We start from the raw sequence: 14,992 nt of genomic DNA on the forward strand, positions 1-14,992 counted from the left end.
GCGTTAGCGGAACGGCGGCTCATCAAAGCTGCGCAGCTTGCGCGAGTGCAGCGAGTTGAGCTGGCTGCGCATCAGTTCCAGCGCGGTGATACCGATATGCAGGTGCTGGGTGACCGCGCGCTCATAGAAGGCACCGGCCGCACCCGGCAGTTTGATCTCGCTGTGCAGCGGCTTGTCGGACACGCACAGCAGCGTGCCGTAGGGCACGCGCAGGCGATAACCTTGCGCGGCGATGGTGCCGCTTTCCATGTCCACGGCCACCGCGCGGGACAGGTTGATCAACGGCCGCTCCTGGGCCCAGCGCAGTTCCCAGTTGCGGTCGTCGTAGGTCAGCACGGTGCCGGTACGCAGGCGCTTCTTCAGCTCATCGCCCTCTTCACCGGTCACCAGCTTGGCCGCTTCCTGCAATGCCTGCTGCACCTCGGCCAGGGCCGGCAGCGGAATGTTTGGCGGCAGCACGCGGTCGAGAATGCCGTCGCGGCGCATGTAGGCGTGGGCCAGCACGTAGTCGCCGATGGTCTGCGACTGACGCAGGCCGCCGCAGTGGCCGATCATCAGCCAGCAGTGCGGACGCAGCACAGCCAGGTGATCAGTGATGTTCTTGGCGTTGGATGGGCCGACACCGATGTTGACCAGGGTAATGCCATGTCCGTCCTCGGCCTGCAGGTGGTAGGCCGGCATCTGGTAGCGGTGCCAAATGACGTTCTCGATAATCGCCTGCATCTCACCTTCGGCCATGCCGCGCTCGATCACCACGTTGCCCGGCAGCACCATGCGGTTGAAGCGCGACTCCCCCACCAGCATGTCCAGACCGTGGCGAATAAATTGATCGACGTAGCGGTGGTAGTTGGTCAGCAGAATCCACGGCTGCACATGCCGCCAGTCGCTGCCGGTGTAATGCACCAAACGGCGCAGGGAGAAATCCACGCGCGCGGCATCGAACAGCGCCAGCGGCAGCGGGTCGGTATTTTCCCAATCGTACAGGCCATCGGCTGTACCGTCGGTGGCGGCGGACAGATCGGTACTCGGGAACACCCGCGCCAACTCAGCGGCGGTTACCCCGGAGCCGGCCAGCTCATCGCCCTGCTCGACCACGTACGGATAAGGAATGTTCTGCTGGCTGATGCCCACTTCCACACGCACGGTGAAGTCGCTCATCAGCGGGCGCAGCTGCTCCAGCAGGTATTTACGAAACGCTGCCGGGTGGGTGACGGTGATGCTGTAGGTACCGGGCACCTGCACCTTGGCGTAGGCACGCACCGTGGTCGGCACTTCGCCCTGACACAGGTAGACCAGACGCAACTCGGGGTAGCGGAACTGGCACTGCTGAGCGGCATCCGGTTTGACGCGCTCTTTCAGGTAGCGCTTGAGCGCCTGACTCAAGCCCGTGGTCGCCTGCAGGTGCAAGGCGGCCAGACGATCCACTGCTTCTTCAGCGGTGTTGGCGACAATAAAGTCATCGGAACAAGGGTTCACAAGGCACCTTCCTGGCTGATCGAAATGGCTCTATCTTGCCCTGATCCGCCGCGCTTGCGATAGCGCGACGTTGCCCGCGCAGGCTACTTGAGTAGCGCCTGCAGATCCTCAGGCACAGCCTGCGGGGTCAGCGGGCCGACGCGTCGTGTGCCCGGATTTCCCAGGGGAAACAGCCCCAGCAGCGAACCCAGGCTACCAGGTATGCGCAGCAGTTGTGCCAGGCCCTCGGCCCAATCACGCTGGCGCCAGGCCCAAGCGAGCATCCATAAATGGCTGCGAAAGTGTTCGCTGAAATAACGCTGACCGAGAATATGCGCCCGCTCCAGATGGCGCAGCTCGGTAGCAGGATCAATACCGCGCTGAGCACGGGCCAGTTGGTATTCCTGCCAGAAGGCTTGTTCACGGGTCATCGCAACACTCCTCTATTCAGCTGCGTTACCAGTCTGCAAGTGCGGGGCGGCACCCAGGTCAAGCATCCGTTGCTAATCTTTTGTCAGCCAATTGTCTAAGGAACACTCATGCCGCGCGCGCTGCTCACCCTTGTGCTTTGTCTGTTACCCAGTTTTCTGCTGGCCGATAACCTAGACGGCCATTACTTGACGACGCTGGACGGCCAGCCAGCCGAAATGCACCTGCGCAGCCAGGGCCAGCAGGTCACGGGGGAATACGTGGAAGGTGGCAGGCTGCACCTGCAGATCAGCGGCACCTTTGACGGGCAACTGCTCCGGGCTCAGATCAGTGAAGCGCAATCTGGCCAGTTGATCGCCAATATGAACGCCACTTACGCCAATGGCATGCTCAACGCCCATATTGCCGCACGCAACCCGACGACCGGGGCCACTCTGGAGCGCAAGGCGCTGTTCCACCGGCAGAACCTTAACGCTGCAGCGGCAGCGTCAAGCAGTAGTCCAAGCAGCAGCGCCACACGCGATCCGGCGCTGATCGGCACTTGGGTACACGAGAAGATCATCAACAGCGGCGGTGCCAATTTCGCCTCAATGACCACCCAGATGATTCTGCAACTGAGTGATGACGGCAGCGTTTCGCAGTGGACGCGCAGTGTGGCAGGTGGCGCTGATTGGAACTACGACAGCCCTGGCGAGCTGCAATACAGCGGCCGCTGGCAGAGCAACAACGGCTTGTTGGAAGTGCAGATGCAGGGCCGCAGTGACTATCAGCCTGCCGCCTACTATCGCTTCAGTGACCAGTACCTGGTCACTGAGAGCAATACCGGCAAGCTGATCTGGCAGCGCCGCCAGTAGTCAATCAGGCCGGCTGGTGCAGACGCGTGTTGAACAGCGGCCCACGGCTATAAGCGGACAGTGCCTTGGCAGCGGCCAGCACACCCAGATCAACCAGCGGTTCGATCAGGATCACGCTCATATAGGCCAGACCAAAACTACCCACGGCCGCCAGGTTCTCACCGGAGAAACCGTTGCCATAGAACGCCCAGAAGCCGACCCAGGCGACGATGCCACCCTGATAGGCGGTCGACAGCGCCAACGCCTGTTTGTAGGAGAGGTCTACATAGGCGGTGCCCGGCGCGATAATGCGCTTGGCCAGCACACTGATCGCCCACAGCGGCACCAGCAGCGTGGTGACGTTCATGCCGTACTGCGGCAGGTCAAACTGAGCAAACAGCAGCCCCTGCAACAGCAGGCCAGCGGCAAGACCTACAGCCGTGGCACCCGCGCCAAACAGCAGCAGCAGGGTCGAACCGAGGATCAGATGCACCTCGGAAACCCCGACCGCATGGTGCGGAAAGACCTCGAAGAAGCAGAACACCAAGGCGGTGGTTAGCAGGCTACGCAGCGCCAGGGCGGCGGCGCCACCATTGCTGCGTACGCTGTCGAGGGCAAGCTTGGCCGTGAGGCCAAAGGCACCTGCGGCGGTTGCATAACTGAGGAAGAGTTTGGCGCCAGTAACGACTTCTGGTTCGATGTGCATAGCGATTCCTGTACCGCGCCCACCGCGCGATGATCCGGATTGAGGGGATGGGCATAAGCGCCCGACTTCGATGGCAGGTCTCCTGGCTCACGGCTTGATACTCCACCCGCCTTCCCAACCGTGCGGTCAGTGGCATCAGGGCGTCGCTCGCCGTTTACAGTTGCGGGGGCAGCCATGGCTTCGGCACCGGTTGTGGTGCTTTCCATGTTCCCTTTTCATCCAGTCGCATCACACGGGCTGGAACCATCGGCGGCCACCTTACCCGGCGGCCGAGAGAAATGACAGAGCCCGGCGCAGAGGCCGGGCTCAAGATGAAAGCGCTGCTGGAAGTCAGTCAGCGCTTATCGGCAAAGCAAACGCCTTAGATCAGATGTGGCGTACTGCGCGCCACCAGCGCTTCAACGTCCAACCCGCGCGGCAAAGTGCCGTAGACCCGACCACCCTGCCCGCCCAGTCGGCTGGCGATAAAGGCATCGGACACCGGCGCATTGCCGGCCTCCAGCAGCAGTTTGGCTTGCAGCGCCAGGGCCACGTCTTCGGTGAGTTGACGTGCGCGGTACTGGATATCAGCGGTGTCGCGAAAGTCCGTCTGCAGCTTGGCGATATGCGCCTTGAGTCGCGCATCACCATGACCGTCGCCCAACTCGCTAAACAACGCATCGAGCACGCCCGGCTCCTTGGACAGTGCACGCAGCACGTCCAGGCACTGCACGTTGCCCGAGCCTTCCCAGGTCGAGTTGACCGGTGCTTCTCGGTACAGGCGCGGCAAGATGGTGTCCTCGACATACCCGGCGCCGCCCATGCATTCGGCGGCCTCGTTGATCATGGCGGGCGCGCGTTTGCAGATCCAGTACTTGCCCACGGCGGTGACCAGGCGGGCGAACTTGTCTTCCTGCTCGTCATGCGGATTATCCAGCGCCTTACCCATGCGCATGGTCAGCGCCAGGGCCGCTTCGCTTTCCAGGGCCAGGTCGGCCAGTACGTTCTGCATCAGCGGCTGTTCGCTCAGTACCCGACCGCCCACCTGGCGATGGGCGCAGTGGTGCGCGGCCTGGGTCAGGGCCTGACGCATCAACGCGCTGGAGCCGATCATGCAGTCGAAGCGGGTCAGCGCGACCATCTCGATAATGGTCGGCACGCCACGGCCTTCCTCGCCGACCATCCAGGCCAGGGCGCCGCGAAACTCCACTTCACTGGAGGCGTTCGACCAGTTACCCAGCTTGTTTTTCAGGCGCTGGATATAGAACTCGTTGCGCGTGCCGTCCGGGCGATGGCGCGGCAGCAGAAAGCAGGTCAGGCCCTTGGTGGTGTATGCCAGGGTCAGGAAGGCATCGCACATCGGCGCCGAGCAGAACCACTTGTGGCCGACCAGTTCATAAGCTTGACCGGGACCACCCAGACCCACCGGGTAGGAACGGGTGGTGTTGGCGCGCACATCGGTGCCGCCCTGCTTCTCGGTCATGGCCATGCCGATGGTCGCGCCGGTTTTCTGCTCGATCGGCAGATTGCGCGGGTCGTACTGGGTCGAGAGGATTTTCGGCAGCCACTTCTCGGCAACATCGGCCTGCAGCTTGAGCGCCGGCACACTGGCGAAGGTCATGGTCAGTGGGCAACCACTGCCGGCTTCGGCCTGGCTGTGCAGGTAGCTCATGGCGGCGCGCGCCACCTGAGCGCCGGCGCGCGGATCGGTCCAGGGCATGGACGGCAGACCATGCTCGATGGCCGCACTCATCAGCTGGTGATAAGCCGGGTGAAACTCCACCAGATCGGCGCGATGGCCATAGCGGTCATGACTTTTGAACACCGGCTTGTTTTCATTGGCGAGAAAGCCTGCGGCCATCAGCTCACCACCCGCCAAGCCGCCATACACATCCAGGCGCTGCTCGGCCCAGCCGCCGCCGAAGCGCTTGCTCCACTCCTGCAGCGGTAGGTCAACGCGGTACAGGTTGGCGCCATCCAGCGGCGGCACCTGATTGAACACTTCATGGGTTTCGGCGTGTTGGCTGGCATTCATGGCTGAGGCTCCTCTGCAGGCAATGGGGCGCCCACGGCGCGTAAACAAAAGGTGACCAGGGCCTGACTGACTTCAGCCAGGCTGGGAGCGGGGTATCCGGCTTCACGGGCGGCGCGCGCGGGCGGTGATAACGGGCCGACCAGGGCTTCGGCTATGGCGCCGACCAGGCAGGCAGCAATCAGGTTGATTTGCTGCACGCGGAATACGCCGAGCGCGGCGCCTTCCTGCAGCAATTCGACGAACAGCTCCGCATAGGCTTCGCGGTAGAACAGGCGCTGCTCGTCGACTTCCGGATCAACCGGCTCAGCAATCAGGGCGAAGGCCAAGCGACGGCTTTCCCAAGCCCTCGCAGCAAAGCGCTCCAGCCCCGCGCCCAGGCGTTGCTCCGTACGACCGGGTCCGCGCATGGTGGCGGCCAACGCATCGACTTCACGCTGGCTGGCCACGGCAAACACCTCGGCTGCCAGGCTGCCCTTACTGCTGAAGTGACGGTACAGACTGCCGGTGGCGATACCGACATCCTCGGCCAGGGCCTGCATGGTCAGCGCGGCAAAGCCGCCTTCGGCCACCCGCGCCAAGGCGACGCTGATGATGCGCTCACGCAATGCTTGATCGCGATCGATACGCAGTGCAGTGGTGCGATAAGCCATGATCTGAATCCTGATTCACTATTGCTCAAGTGAATCAGGATTCAGAGTTTGGCTAAAGGGCGATTCCGGGCACAACAGCGGGCATATTGGCCAGCTGTTGGCGCTTACAACTCATGCGATCAGGACTCGCGGCAGAGCACCCAGTCGTGCAATAGATTACGCAGCTGTTCGAACTTAACTGGCTTGGCCAGGTAGTCGCTCATGCCTGCAGCAAGACAGCGCTCACGGTCGCCGCTGTGGCTGTGGGCGGTGATCGCCAACACTGGCAGCAACTGGCAGCCCGGCAGGTTACGCAGCGCCCGACAGGTGGCAAAACCGTCCATCACCGGCATCTGGCAGTCCAGCAGCACGGCGTCGATGGTCTCGCTACGCAAGAGTTCAAGGGCTTCAGCGCCATTGTCGGCCGTGCGCACCTGATACCCCAGCTTGAGCAGCATGCCGCGGGTTACCAGCTGATTGATCGCGTTGTCTTCGACGATTAATACCGTGCACTGCTCAGGCGCGCGCAGCGCCGGGCCGGTGGCGCGCAGCACGACGGCGGCTGGGGAGGTCATTTGCACCGGCAAGGCCAACGGCAGCTCCAGGCGGAAACAGCTGCCCTGACCGGGCTGTGATTCATGACTGAGATCACCGCCGAGCAGATCGACGAGCTGCCGGCAGATCGCCAGACCAATGCCCAGGCCGCCGTATTCGCGGGTCATCGAACCATCCAGCTGCTGAAAGCGCTGATACAGCTTGCCGTCCGCCGGTACGGCAAAGCCCACACCGGTATCAATCACCTCGATGCGCAGCGGCAGAATATCGCTGGCCGAACCGCCACGGCTGACCCTTACACGCACCTCGCCATGCAAGGTGAACTTGATGGCGTTATCCAGCAGGCAGTTAAGGCTTTGCACCAGTTTGCTGGCATCACCCTCAAGGGTGTCCGGCAGGCTGTCATCCAGCTCCAGCACAAAGCGCAACCCCTTGTCTTCGGCGCGTGGCGCGTACTGCGCACGCAAACCGTCGAACAGCCCGCGCAGGCTGAACGGCTCGCGCCGTGGGTAAAGGCGCCCAGCCTGCAGCTCGGTGAGAGCGAGGATGTCATTGACCATGCGCATCATGTCGCGGGCTGAGCTGGCAGCGGTGCGCTGGTAATGCGCCAACTCACCGTCGATCTCGAGCATCTGCATCAGTTCAAGCGAACCAATCACCCCATTCATCGGTGTGCGCAGTTCGTGGGTGACGGTGGCGAGGAATTCATCCTTGAGGCGGTTGCTGTTGGCCAGCTCCTGGTTGAAGGCTTCCAGCTTGAGCCCGGCCTCTTGGAGGATGCGCGTGCGTTCTTCCTTCATCGCGTTGATGCGGTCGGCCAGGGCCAGCGAGAGCAGGCCAACTTCCAGCGCCGAGCCAATCTGACTGGCGTACATGGTGAGGAACATATTCGGCAGGTAGCCCAGCACCATCAGCGTGTTGACCATCCCACCGGCGAGAAAGGCCGTCCAGGCGATGATGAAATAGCGCGCCACACGCATGCCGCGCATCCAGGCGAGGATGCCAGCACTGAAGATCACCACGGTAAAGCCCAGCGCCAGGTAGGTGGCCAAACGCAATGACAGGGCATAACTGGCAGTCAGTGCCAGGGTCATCACCAGCACACCAGACCCCATCATCAGCAACAAGGCGCGGTCGACCCAAGGGCTGTGCTCGGCGGTATGCAGGAAGCTGCGGGCGAACTGACACCCAAACAACGCAGCCGCACCAATCAGAAACGGCGTAGCAGCGTTCGCCCACCACGGGCTGTTGGGCCAGAAATACTCGATGGCCGCGCCGTTAACCGACAGCTGATAAAAGCCGAACGAGGCGATATAGAGGATGTAATACAGGTAGCTGGTGTCGCGCACGCTGAGGAAGATAAACAGGTTGTAGATCAGCATCACCAGCAGCACGCCGTAGATGATGCCCAGCACATAGATGCGCGCCGGTTGCTCTTCCAGGTAGGCGTTGGGCGCCCAGAGGGTCAGTGGCGCCTGGATCGAGCCCTGGCTTTCCAGGCGCAAGTAAACACTTTGCCGTTGCCCCGGTGGCAACCTCAGTTCAAACACATAGTTGTGCTGCTTGATCTCGCGACTGGAGAACGGCAAAGCATCGCCGGTGTGCTGGCTCAGTTGATAGAGTCCCTGTGCATCGGGCAGGTACAGCTGCACATGATCAAGCGGCGGATAGGCCAGCTCCAGCAACCAGGGCTGGTCGCCATTCGCCTGCTGCGGGCGGTATTCCAGGTCCAAGCACAGCCAGAACACCGAACGCGAATAGCCAGCATTCAGTACGCCCTTGTCATGCTGACGGAAGCTGGCCTGAAGGGCTGGAGAGGTGATGTCCTCGATGCTGGCATCGCCGCGTACATCCTCGAATACCGACATGGCCGTGCCGAGCGGCAGGCTGCGGGTGTTTTCGTCAAAAACCAATGCCCCGGCCAACCCTGGCACCAGCATGAAGAAGCAGAGAAGGATGTAGTGCATGCAGCTCAGCCAGAGTAGGCCAACAGCGCCACGGCGCGCCGTTGGAAGCGGTGTAATTGAATGCTGGCACTCTAACATAGGCCTTTACGCCAGAACCCCAGGAAAAACCTCAATGACCTGGAGTTTTTTGACCGTTCATTGGCCCGCGTCACAACTCTTTCCGAGCCTGCGACAGATCGTCCGCAGAACGGGCTTTCCTGCCGCAACAGGGTCTGCAAGCCGCCGTTTGGTGGTAAGCTCGCGCACCATGAAAACGCCTACTTCTCGCCCCGTAGTGCTGTGCCTGTCCGGTCACGACCCCAGTGGTGGTGCTGGCCTGCAAGCCGATATCGAAGCCCTGCTCGCCCAAGGCTGTCACGCCGCTCCTACCGTGACCGCGCTGACCGTGCAGGACACCGTCAATGTTTCTGACTTCCGCGTGCTCGACCGCGACTGGGTCTTGGCCCAGGCCAATGCGGTAATCAATGACCTGTCAGTCGAAGCCGTCAAGCTCGGTATGCTCGGTTCGGTCGAGATGGTCGAGACCGTGCTGCACATCATGCAGCGCTTACCCGGCATTCCGCTGGTCTGCGACCCGGTGCTGCGTGCCGGTGGTGGTGGCGCACTGGGCAAGGACGAAGTCGGTTATGCCATGCGCGAGCGCCTGCTGCCCGTTACCACCATAGCCACGCCGAACCTACCGGAAGCGCGCATCCTCGCCGAGTTGCCCGAGGGTACGGCCGATGAGTGCGCCGAGAAGCTGCTGCCCTTCATCCAGCACCTGCTGATCACCGGCGGTCATGGCGATGAGCATGAAGTGCACAACCGCCTGTACAGCCGTGATGGCAGCCGCCACACCTTTACCTGCCAGCGCCTACCCGGCAGCTACCATGGGTCCGGCTGCACACTGGCCAGCACCCTGGCCGGTCGCCTGGCACTGGGTCAGGAGTTGGTCAGCGCCGTGCAATTTGCCCTCGACTACACCTGGCGCACCCTGCGCGATGCCGAACAGCCTGGCCACGGCCAGTTTATTCCGCGCCGCCTGCCACTCGATCTTTCTTGATGAACGGCTGCTGTATGGAGCGCACCCCATGAAACTGCGTGGCCTGTATGCCATCACCGATAGCGAATTACTCAAGGGCAAGCTGCTGCCCTACGTCGAGGCGGCACTCAAGGGTGGCGCGAGGCTGCTGCAGTACCGCGACAAATCCAGCGACGAAGCGCGGCGCCTACGCGAAGCCGAAGCCCTGCGCGAGCTGTGCAACCGCTATGGCGCTGCACTGATCATCAATGACGACGCCGAACTGGCGGCGCGCCTCGGCGTGGGCTTACACCTGGGGCAAGGCGATGGCTCGCTGTCCGTCGCCCGCGCCCTGCTCGGGCGCAAAGCAATTATCGGCGGCACCTGCCACGCCCAGCTGGAACTGGCCGAAGCCGCCGCCAAAGAAGGCGCCAGCTACGTCGCCTTCGGCCGCTTCTTCAATTCCACCACCAAGCCTGGCGCACCGGCGGCTGATGCTGAGCTGCTGACAGCGGCGAAAGCCAAGATCAACCTGCCGATTGTCGCCATCGGCGGCGTGACCCTGGACAACGCCCCTGAGCTGATTGCCCACGGCGCCAGCATGGTGGCCGTGGTGCATGGCCTGTTCGGGGCCGACTCGGCTGCTGAAGTCGAGCGTCGCGCCCGCGCTTTTAGCGCCCTGTTTACCGAGAAATAAAGGCCTGGAGCCATTATTAACGTCGCACAGCGACGACCCGAAGGGTGGCCGCCAGGGATGGCAGGCCATATTTAATCCTTGTCAGGGGCAGCCCGGCTCGCCCCAACTCCCCGCTTGAGAGGCCCTGCCATGTCCCGTTCCGAAACCCTCTTCGCCAACGCGCAAAAGCACATCCCTGGCGGCGTCAACTCGCCGGTGCGCGCCTTCAAAAGCGTCGGTGGCACGCCGCTGTTCTTCAAGCATGCTGAAGGCGCCTACGTCACCGATGAAGACGATAAGCGCTACGTCGACTACGTCGGCTCCTGGGGCCCGATGATCCTCGGCCACAGCCACCCGGAAGTCCTCGACGCAGTGCGCAACCAGTTGCAACACGGCCTGTCCTACGGCGCACCAACTGCCATGGAAACCGAGATGGCGGACCTGGTGTGCAGCCTGGTGCCGTCGATGGAAATGGTGCGCATGGTCAGCTCCGGCACCGAGGCGACCATGAGCGCCATTCGCCTGGCCCGTGGTTACACCGGCCGCGACAACATCATCAAATTCGAAGGCTGCTACCACGGCCACTCCGACAGCCTGCTGGTGAAAGCCGGCTCCGGCCTGCTAACCCAGGGCGTGCCAAGCTCGGCCGGCGTGCCGGCGGACTTCGCCAAACACACCCTGACACTGCCCTTCAACGACCTGGCAGCGGTCGAGCAGATGCTCAGCGAAGTCGGTTCGAGCGTCGCCTGCATCATCGTCGAGCCGGTAGCCGGCAACATGAACTGCGTGCCGCCTGCACCGGGCTACCTGCAGGGTCTGCGCGAGCAGTGCGACAAGCATGGCGTGGTGCTGATCTTCGACGAAGTGATGACCGGTTTCCGCGTGGCCCTCGGTGGTGCCCAGGCGTATTACGGCGTCACCCCGGACCTGACCACCTTCGGCAAGATCATCGGCGGCGGTATGCCGGTCGGCTGTTTCGGCGGCAAGCGCGAAATCATGCACTGCATCGCCCCGCTCGGCCCGGTGTACCAGGCCGGTACGCTGTCGGGTAACCCGCTGGCCATGGCCGCCGGCCTGACTACTTTGCGCCTGATCAAACGCCCGGGCTTCCACGCCGAGCTGACTGACTACACCAGCCGCATGCTCCAGGGCCTGCAGGACCGCGCCGATGCGGCCGGCATCCCGTTTGTCACCACCCAAGCGGGCGGCATGTTCGGCCTGTATTTCAGCGGCGCTGACGACATCGTCACCTTTGACGATGTAATGGCCAGCGATGCCGAGCGCTTCAAGCGCTTCTTCCACCTGATGCTGGCAGGTGGCGTGTACCTGGCGCCGAGCGCCTTCGAGGCTGGTTTCACCTCCATCGCCCATGGCGATGCCGAGTTGAAGATCACCCTGGATGCCGCTGAACGGGCCTTTGCCGAGCTGAAGAACGCCTGATGCAGTACAGCACGGCACTCTCCGATGGCGTGCTGGCTTTGGCCTGCCTGGCCTGCGCAATCGCCATCGGCAAAGCCCGCAGGCACTATGGTGAAGCCGATCAGCCCGCGCTGTTTTGCGCCCTGCTAGGGTTTCTCCTGCCGGCCGCTGCGGCGACCGTTGGTGTGGTTCGCTTCGGCATCGACCCCGACGCACAAGCTGCACATTTGTGGCTGAGCCAAGCCAGCAGTTTTCTCGGCCTGCCGCTGGTCGGCGCAGCCGCACTGGCTTTGGGCCGAGGCTGGGAATGGAGTCGCGCCAACTGGGGACGCATCCTGCTCGGGCTGTGCGCCTTCTTCGAGCTGTTCCGGCAGATGAACCAGCTGGAGGATTATCGCCTGCTGCTCAACCTGGCAACCTTGCTGCTGATTCTCTACGCCGGTGCTGTGCAGTGGCCCAGACGCGCACCCCTGGCTTCGGCGATTGCGATAGTCGGGCTGTTTCTGCTGGCCGGCTTGGCCGTCGGCACCGAGGGCTTTATCGGTTCTTTACGCCGAGTCGACTTGTTTCATGCCCTGCTGACGCCGGCCTACCCACTGCTGGCCTGGCTACTGTTGAGCCTGCCTGGCAGCGCAAAAAATGGCCGCACGGAAGAAAACCCGGTAAAGACTTTGTAAGAACGCCGCTGCTTATTTCATAATGTGATGGCTGCCGCGTTACGGCGGCCAGGCACATCGCCTGTTGTGCATCCCGAGGTAAACGGATTTTCATGAAACGCACCGGCCGCACCCTGTCTCTGGGCTGCCTGTTGCTCCTGCTGCCACTGCTTGCCTCGGCAAGCGGCAATTCTTTGCTGATCCCCGCGCTTGGCAGCTGCTCACTCAACACCGCGCCTGAAGAACTGCCCGCCGCTGTCGAAGCCTGCGAGCAAGCTGCCCGCAATGGCGACCTGCAGGCGGAGTTTGAACTGGGCGAGTTCTATTACGACGGCAAGCGTGTCGAACGTGATCTCAGCCAGGCGCTGAAATGGTTCGAGCAGGCCTCGCTGCAAGGCCATGCGCAATCGCAGTACCGCCTGGGCATGATGTTCTTCCGCGGTGAAGGCGTGCAGGCAAACGCGGTGCAGGCCTATATCGTGCTGAAAATGGCGGCGGTGAATGGCTCGGACGAAGCCATGGACAGCGCCGACCTAATTGCCGCGCAGATGCCCCGTGATGAGCTGGAGATCGCTAGCCAGGTGCTCGGGCAAATCTTCCGCAACTACCTGCTGGAATTGCAGAACGCCGACACCCTTACCTCGCCGTTCGCCCCGCTGCCGTAGTCAAACCGTTTTGGCGTGAAGTGTAGCGAGCGAAGAGCAGGCAAGGCAAAAACTGGCGAGGCAGCGGAGCTTACTGGTGTAAATGAGCATGCCGAGCCAGTTTTTAACGCCGCATGGTCGAGCGCAGTAGCTTCACTTGTCAGGCATCGGCATGGGGAACGGCATCACATTACCGCCGCCCTTGGCTTCGCTGATCTTCGGCGTGCCCAGGCGCTCGACTTCGTCGATGCGGATGATCGCGTGCATGGGGATAAAGCTGCGCACCACGCCATCGAACTGAGCCTTGAGCTTTTCCTCGCTGGGGTCGACGACCACCTGGGTGCGTTCGCCGAAGACGAACTCCTCCACTTCCAGAAAGCCCCACAGATCGCTTTGAAAGATCTGCTTGGCGTACATCTCGTACACCTGACCCTGGTTGAGGAAAATCACCTTGTAGATGGGTTCGCGCTTGCTCATGGCTATGCAGTTCGTACCGATGGGTTAATTGAAAGGGCGCGGATCATAGCATAGCCGCCGAGCAGCCAACGCTAGGAACCCTGGCACTAGCTCCCTATAATGCGCGGTTCTTCGAATCACCCTTTTTGAGCGCGCATGACCAAGAAGCTTTATATCGAAACCCACGGTTGCCAGATGAACGAGTACGACAGCTCGCGCATGATTGACCTGTTGGGCGAACATCAAGCCCTGGAAGTCACCGAGAAGGCCGCAGACGCTGACATCATCCTGCTCAACACCTGCTCGATCCGTGAAAAAGCCCAGGACAAGGTGTTCTCGCAACTCGGCCGCTGGCAAAAACTGAAAATTGCCAACCCCGACCTGGTGATTGGCGTCGGCGGCTGTGTAGCCAGCCAGGAAGGCGCGGCGATTCGTGATCGCGCGCCCTACGTCGACGTGGTTTTCGGCCCGCAGACCCTGCACCGCCTGCCGGAAATGATCGACGCCGCACGCACCACCAAGATCGCCCAGGTCGACATCAGCTTCCCCGAGATCGAAAAATTCGACCGCTTGCCCGAACCACGTGTCGACGGCCCCAGCGCCTACGTGTCGGTGATGGAAGGCTGCAGCAAGTACTGCACCTTCTGCGTGGTGCCCTACACCCGTGGCGAAGAAGTCAGCCGCCCCATGGCCGACGTGCTCGGTGAAATCATCCACCTGGCCGAACACGGCGTGCGTGAGATTACCCTGCTCGGGCAGAACGTCAACGGCTACCGTGGCGCAACCCAGAATGGGCAAATTGCTGACTTCGCCGAGCTGCTCTACGCCGTAGCGGCCATCGACGGTATCGACCGCATTCGCTACACCACCAGCCATCCGCTGGAATTCTCCGACGCGCTGATCCAGGCCCACGCCGAGATCCCCGAGTTGGTGAAATACCTGCACCTGCCGGTGCAATCGGGGTCCGACCGCATTCTCGCGGCGATGAAGCGCAACCACACCGCACTCGAGTACAAGTCGCGCATCCGCAAGCTGCGCGCCGCCGTGCCGGACATTCTGATCAGCTCGGACTTTATCGTCGGTTTCCCCGGTGAAACCGAGAAGGACTTCGAGCAGACCATGAAGCTGGTCGAGGATGTCGGTTTCGACTTCTGCTACTCCTTCGTCTACAGCGCGCGCCCTGGCACCCCGGCGGCGGACCTGCCCGATGACACCCCGCTGGAGCTGAAAAAACAGCGCCTGGCACTGCTGCAACACCGCATCACCCAGCAGGGTTTTGAGAACAGCCGACGCATGGCCGGCACTGTGCAGCGAATCCTGGTCAACGATTACTCGAAGAAGGACCCTGGCATGCTCCAGGGCCGCACCGAGAGCAATCGGGTGGTCAACTTCCGCAGCGACAACCCGCGCCTGATCGGCCAGTTTGTCGACGTGTATATCGACGAAGCCATGCCCAACTCGCTGCGCGGCACTTTGCTCAGCGAAACCGTCTGCAACTAAAGCCGCAGCGGCCCGAGCTTCCCCCTCGCGGCCGCTAGCGCTATTCTTCGTTT

14 protein-coding genes and 1 riboswitch are annotated in these 14,992 nt (G+C 62.2%); of the genes, 7 read left to right on the forward strand and 7 right to left on the reverse strand.

What is annotated here, in order from left to right:
• Positions 1-3: 3 nt before the first annotated feature.
• On the reverse strand, positions 4-1,476 hold the full coding sequence (gene amn, locus HBN63_RS03915; RefSeq protein WP_170048458.1) for an AMP nucleosidase: 1,473 nt from the start codon (positions 1,474-1,476) through the stop codon (positions 4-6).
• Positions 1,477-1,559: 83 nt separating this feature from the next.
• Positions 1,560-1,886, reverse strand: coding sequence for a DUF3703 domain-containing protein (locus tag HBN63_RS03920; RefSeq protein ID WP_170048459.1), 327 nt, complete (start codon positions 1,884-1,886; stop codon positions 1,560-1,562).
• 108 nt (positions 1,887-1,994) lie between these two features.
• On the opposite strand from HBN63_RS03920, the gene HBN63_RS03925 reads away from it, so the two are divergent.
• Positions 1,995-2,738 (forward strand): hypothetical protein, encoded by a 744-nt coding sequence (locus HBN63_RS03925; protein ID WP_170048460.1) that lies wholly within the window; start codon positions 1,995-1,997, stop codon positions 2,736-2,738.
• Between the two features lie 4 nt (positions 2,739-2,742).
• Here HBN63_RS03925 and HBN63_RS03930 read toward each other — a convergent pair whose 3' ends face one another.
• The 4 genes from HBN63_RS03930 to HBN63_RS03945 all read right to left on the reverse strand — a co-directional run bounded on the left by HBN63_RS03930 (position 2,743) and on the right by HBN63_RS03945 (position 8,588).
• Positions 2,743-3,423 carry an energy-coupling factor ABC transporter permease gene (locus HBN63_RS03930; RefSeq protein ID WP_090249208.1) on the reverse strand — a complete coding sequence of 227 codons (681 nt, stop codon included), beginning with the start codon at positions 3,421-3,423 and terminating at the stop codon, positions 2,743-2,745.
• Between the two features lie 54 nt (positions 3,424-3,477).
• A riboswitch (cobalamin riboswitch) is annotated at positions 3,478-3,686 on the reverse strand.
• 98 nt (positions 3,687-3,784) lie between these two features.
• A complete protein-coding gene (locus HBN63_RS03935) occupies positions 3,785-5,437 on the reverse strand; it encodes an acyl-CoA dehydrogenase family protein (protein WP_170048461.1) in 1,653 nt (550 codons plus the stop codon).
• Positions 5,434-6,087: a TetR/AcrR family transcriptional regulator gene (locus tag HBN63_RS03940; RefSeq protein WP_170048462.1), complete on the reverse strand. Its 654-nt coding sequence runs from the start codon at positions 6,085-6,087 to the stop codon at positions 5,434-5,436. The genes HBN63_RS03935 and HBN63_RS03940 overlap by 4 nt, the downstream gene beginning before the upstream one ends.
• A 119-nt stretch (positions 6,088-6,206) precedes the next feature.
• A complete protein-coding gene (locus tag HBN63_RS03945; RefSeq protein WP_170048463.1) occupies positions 6,207-8,588 on the reverse strand; it encodes a hybrid sensor histidine kinase/response regulator in 2,382 nt (793 codons plus the stop codon).
• Between the two features lie 247 nt (positions 8,589-8,835).
• Here HBN63_RS03945 and HBN63_RS03950 point away from each other — a divergent pair, with 247 nt between their 5' ends.
• The 5 genes from HBN63_RS03950 (at position 8,836) to HBN63_RS03970 (ending at position 13,004) form a co-directional block, all read left to right on the forward strand.
• Positions 8,836-9,630, forward strand: a complete 795-nt coding sequence (locus HBN63_RS03950; protein WP_170048464.1) for a hydroxymethylpyrimidine/phosphomethylpyrimidine kinase — start codon at positions 8,836-8,838, stop codon at positions 9,628-9,630.
• Positions 9,631-9,658: 28 nt separating this feature from the next.
• Positions 9,659-10,285: a thiamine phosphate synthase gene (thiE, locus tag HBN63_RS03955; RefSeq protein WP_170048465.1), complete on the forward strand. Its 627-nt coding sequence runs from the start codon at positions 9,659-9,661 to the stop codon at positions 10,283-10,285.
• Between the two features lie 129 nt (positions 10,286-10,414).
• Positions 10,415-11,704, forward strand: a complete 1,290-nt coding sequence (gene hemL / locus HBN63_RS03960; protein WP_170048466.1) for a glutamate-1-semialdehyde 2,1-aminomutase — start codon at positions 10,415-10,417, stop codon at positions 11,702-11,704.
• Positions 11,704-12,360, forward strand: coding sequence for a hypothetical protein (locus HBN63_RS03965; RefSeq protein ID WP_170048467.1), 657 nt, complete (start codon positions 11,704-11,706; stop codon positions 12,358-12,360). The genes hemL and HBN63_RS03965 overlap by 1 nt, the downstream gene beginning before the upstream one ends.
• A 92-nt stretch (positions 12,361-12,452) precedes the next feature.
• A complete protein-coding gene (locus HBN63_RS03970) occupies positions 12,453-13,004 on the forward strand; it encodes a tetratricopeptide repeat protein (RefSeq protein ID WP_170048468.1) in 552 nt (183 codons plus the stop codon).
• Between the two features lie 132 nt (positions 13,005-13,136).
• Here the strand turns inward: HBN63_RS03970 and HBN63_RS03975 are convergent, their stop codons facing one another.
• On the reverse strand, positions 13,137-13,460 hold the full coding sequence (locus HBN63_RS03975; protein WP_090249225.1) for a DUF1820 family protein: 324 nt from the start codon (positions 13,458-13,460) through the stop codon (positions 13,137-13,139).
• Between the two features lie 135 nt (positions 13,461-13,595).
• Between HBN63_RS03975 and miaB the strand changes: the two genes are divergently transcribed.
• Positions 13,596-14,939 (forward strand): tRNA (N6-isopentenyl adenosine(37)-C2)-methylthiotransferase MiaB, encoded by a 1,344-nt coding sequence (miaB, locus tag HBN63_RS03980; protein ID WP_167142606.1) that lies wholly within the window; start codon positions 13,596-13,598, stop codon positions 14,937-14,939.
• The last annotated feature ends 53 nt before the right edge of the window (positions 14,940-14,992 follow it).

Source organism: Pseudomonas sp. WS 5011 (genome assembly GCF_012985775.1).
Taxonomy (GTDB): domain Bacteria; phylum Pseudomonadota; class Gammaproteobacteria; order Pseudomonadales; family Pseudomonadaceae; genus Aquipseudomonas; species Aquipseudomonas peli.

Coding starts and splice junctions, on each gene's coding strand:
- HBN63_RS03925 (WP_170048460.1), top strand. CDS start 1,995: ATGCCGCGCGCGCTGCTCACCCTTGTGCTTTGTCTGTTACCCAGTTTT.
- HBN63_RS03930 (WP_090249208.1), bottom strand. CDS start 3,423: ATGCACATCGAACCAGAAGTCGTTACTGGCGCCAAACTCTTCCTCAGT.
- thiE (WP_170048465.1), top strand. CDS start 9,659: ATGAAACTGCGTGGCCTGTATGCCATCACCGATAGCGAATTACTCAAG.
- HBN63_RS03945 (WP_170048463.1), bottom strand. CDS start 8,588: ATGCACTACATCCTTCTCTGCTTCTTCATGCTGGTGCCAGGGTTGGCC.
- HBN63_RS03920 (WP_170048459.1), bottom strand. CDS start 1,886: ATGACCCGTGAACAAGCCTTCTGGCAGGAATACCAACTGGCCCGTGCT.
- HBN63_RS03965 (WP_170048467.1), top strand. CDS start 11,704: ATGCAGTACAGCACGGCACTCTCCGATGGCGTGCTGGCTTTGGCCTGC.
- HBN63_RS03935 (WP_170048461.1), bottom strand. CDS start 5,437: ATGAATGCCAGCCAACACGCCGAAACCCATGAAGTGTTCAATCAGGTG.
- HBN63_RS03950 (WP_170048464.1), top strand. CDS start 8,836: ATGAAAACGCCTACTTCTCGCCCCGTAGTGCTGTGCCTGTCCGGTCAC.
- hemL (WP_170048466.1), top strand. CDS start 10,415: ATGTCCCGTTCCGAAACCCTCTTCGCCAACGCGCAAAAGCACATCCCT.
- HBN63_RS03940 (WP_170048462.1), bottom strand. CDS start 6,087: ATGGCTTATCGCACCACTGCACTGCGTATCGATCGCGATCAAGCATTG.
- HBN63_RS03970 (WP_170048468.1), top strand. CDS start 12,453: ATGAAACGCACCGGCCGCACCCTGTCTCTGGGCTGCCTGTTGCTCCTG.
- miaB (WP_167142606.1), top strand. CDS start 13,596: ATGACCAAGAAGCTTTATATCGAAACCCACGGTTGCCAGATGAACGAG.
- HBN63_RS03975 (WP_090249225.1), bottom strand. CDS start 13,460: ATGAGCAAGCGCGAACCCATCTACAAGGTGATTTTCCTCAACCAGGGT.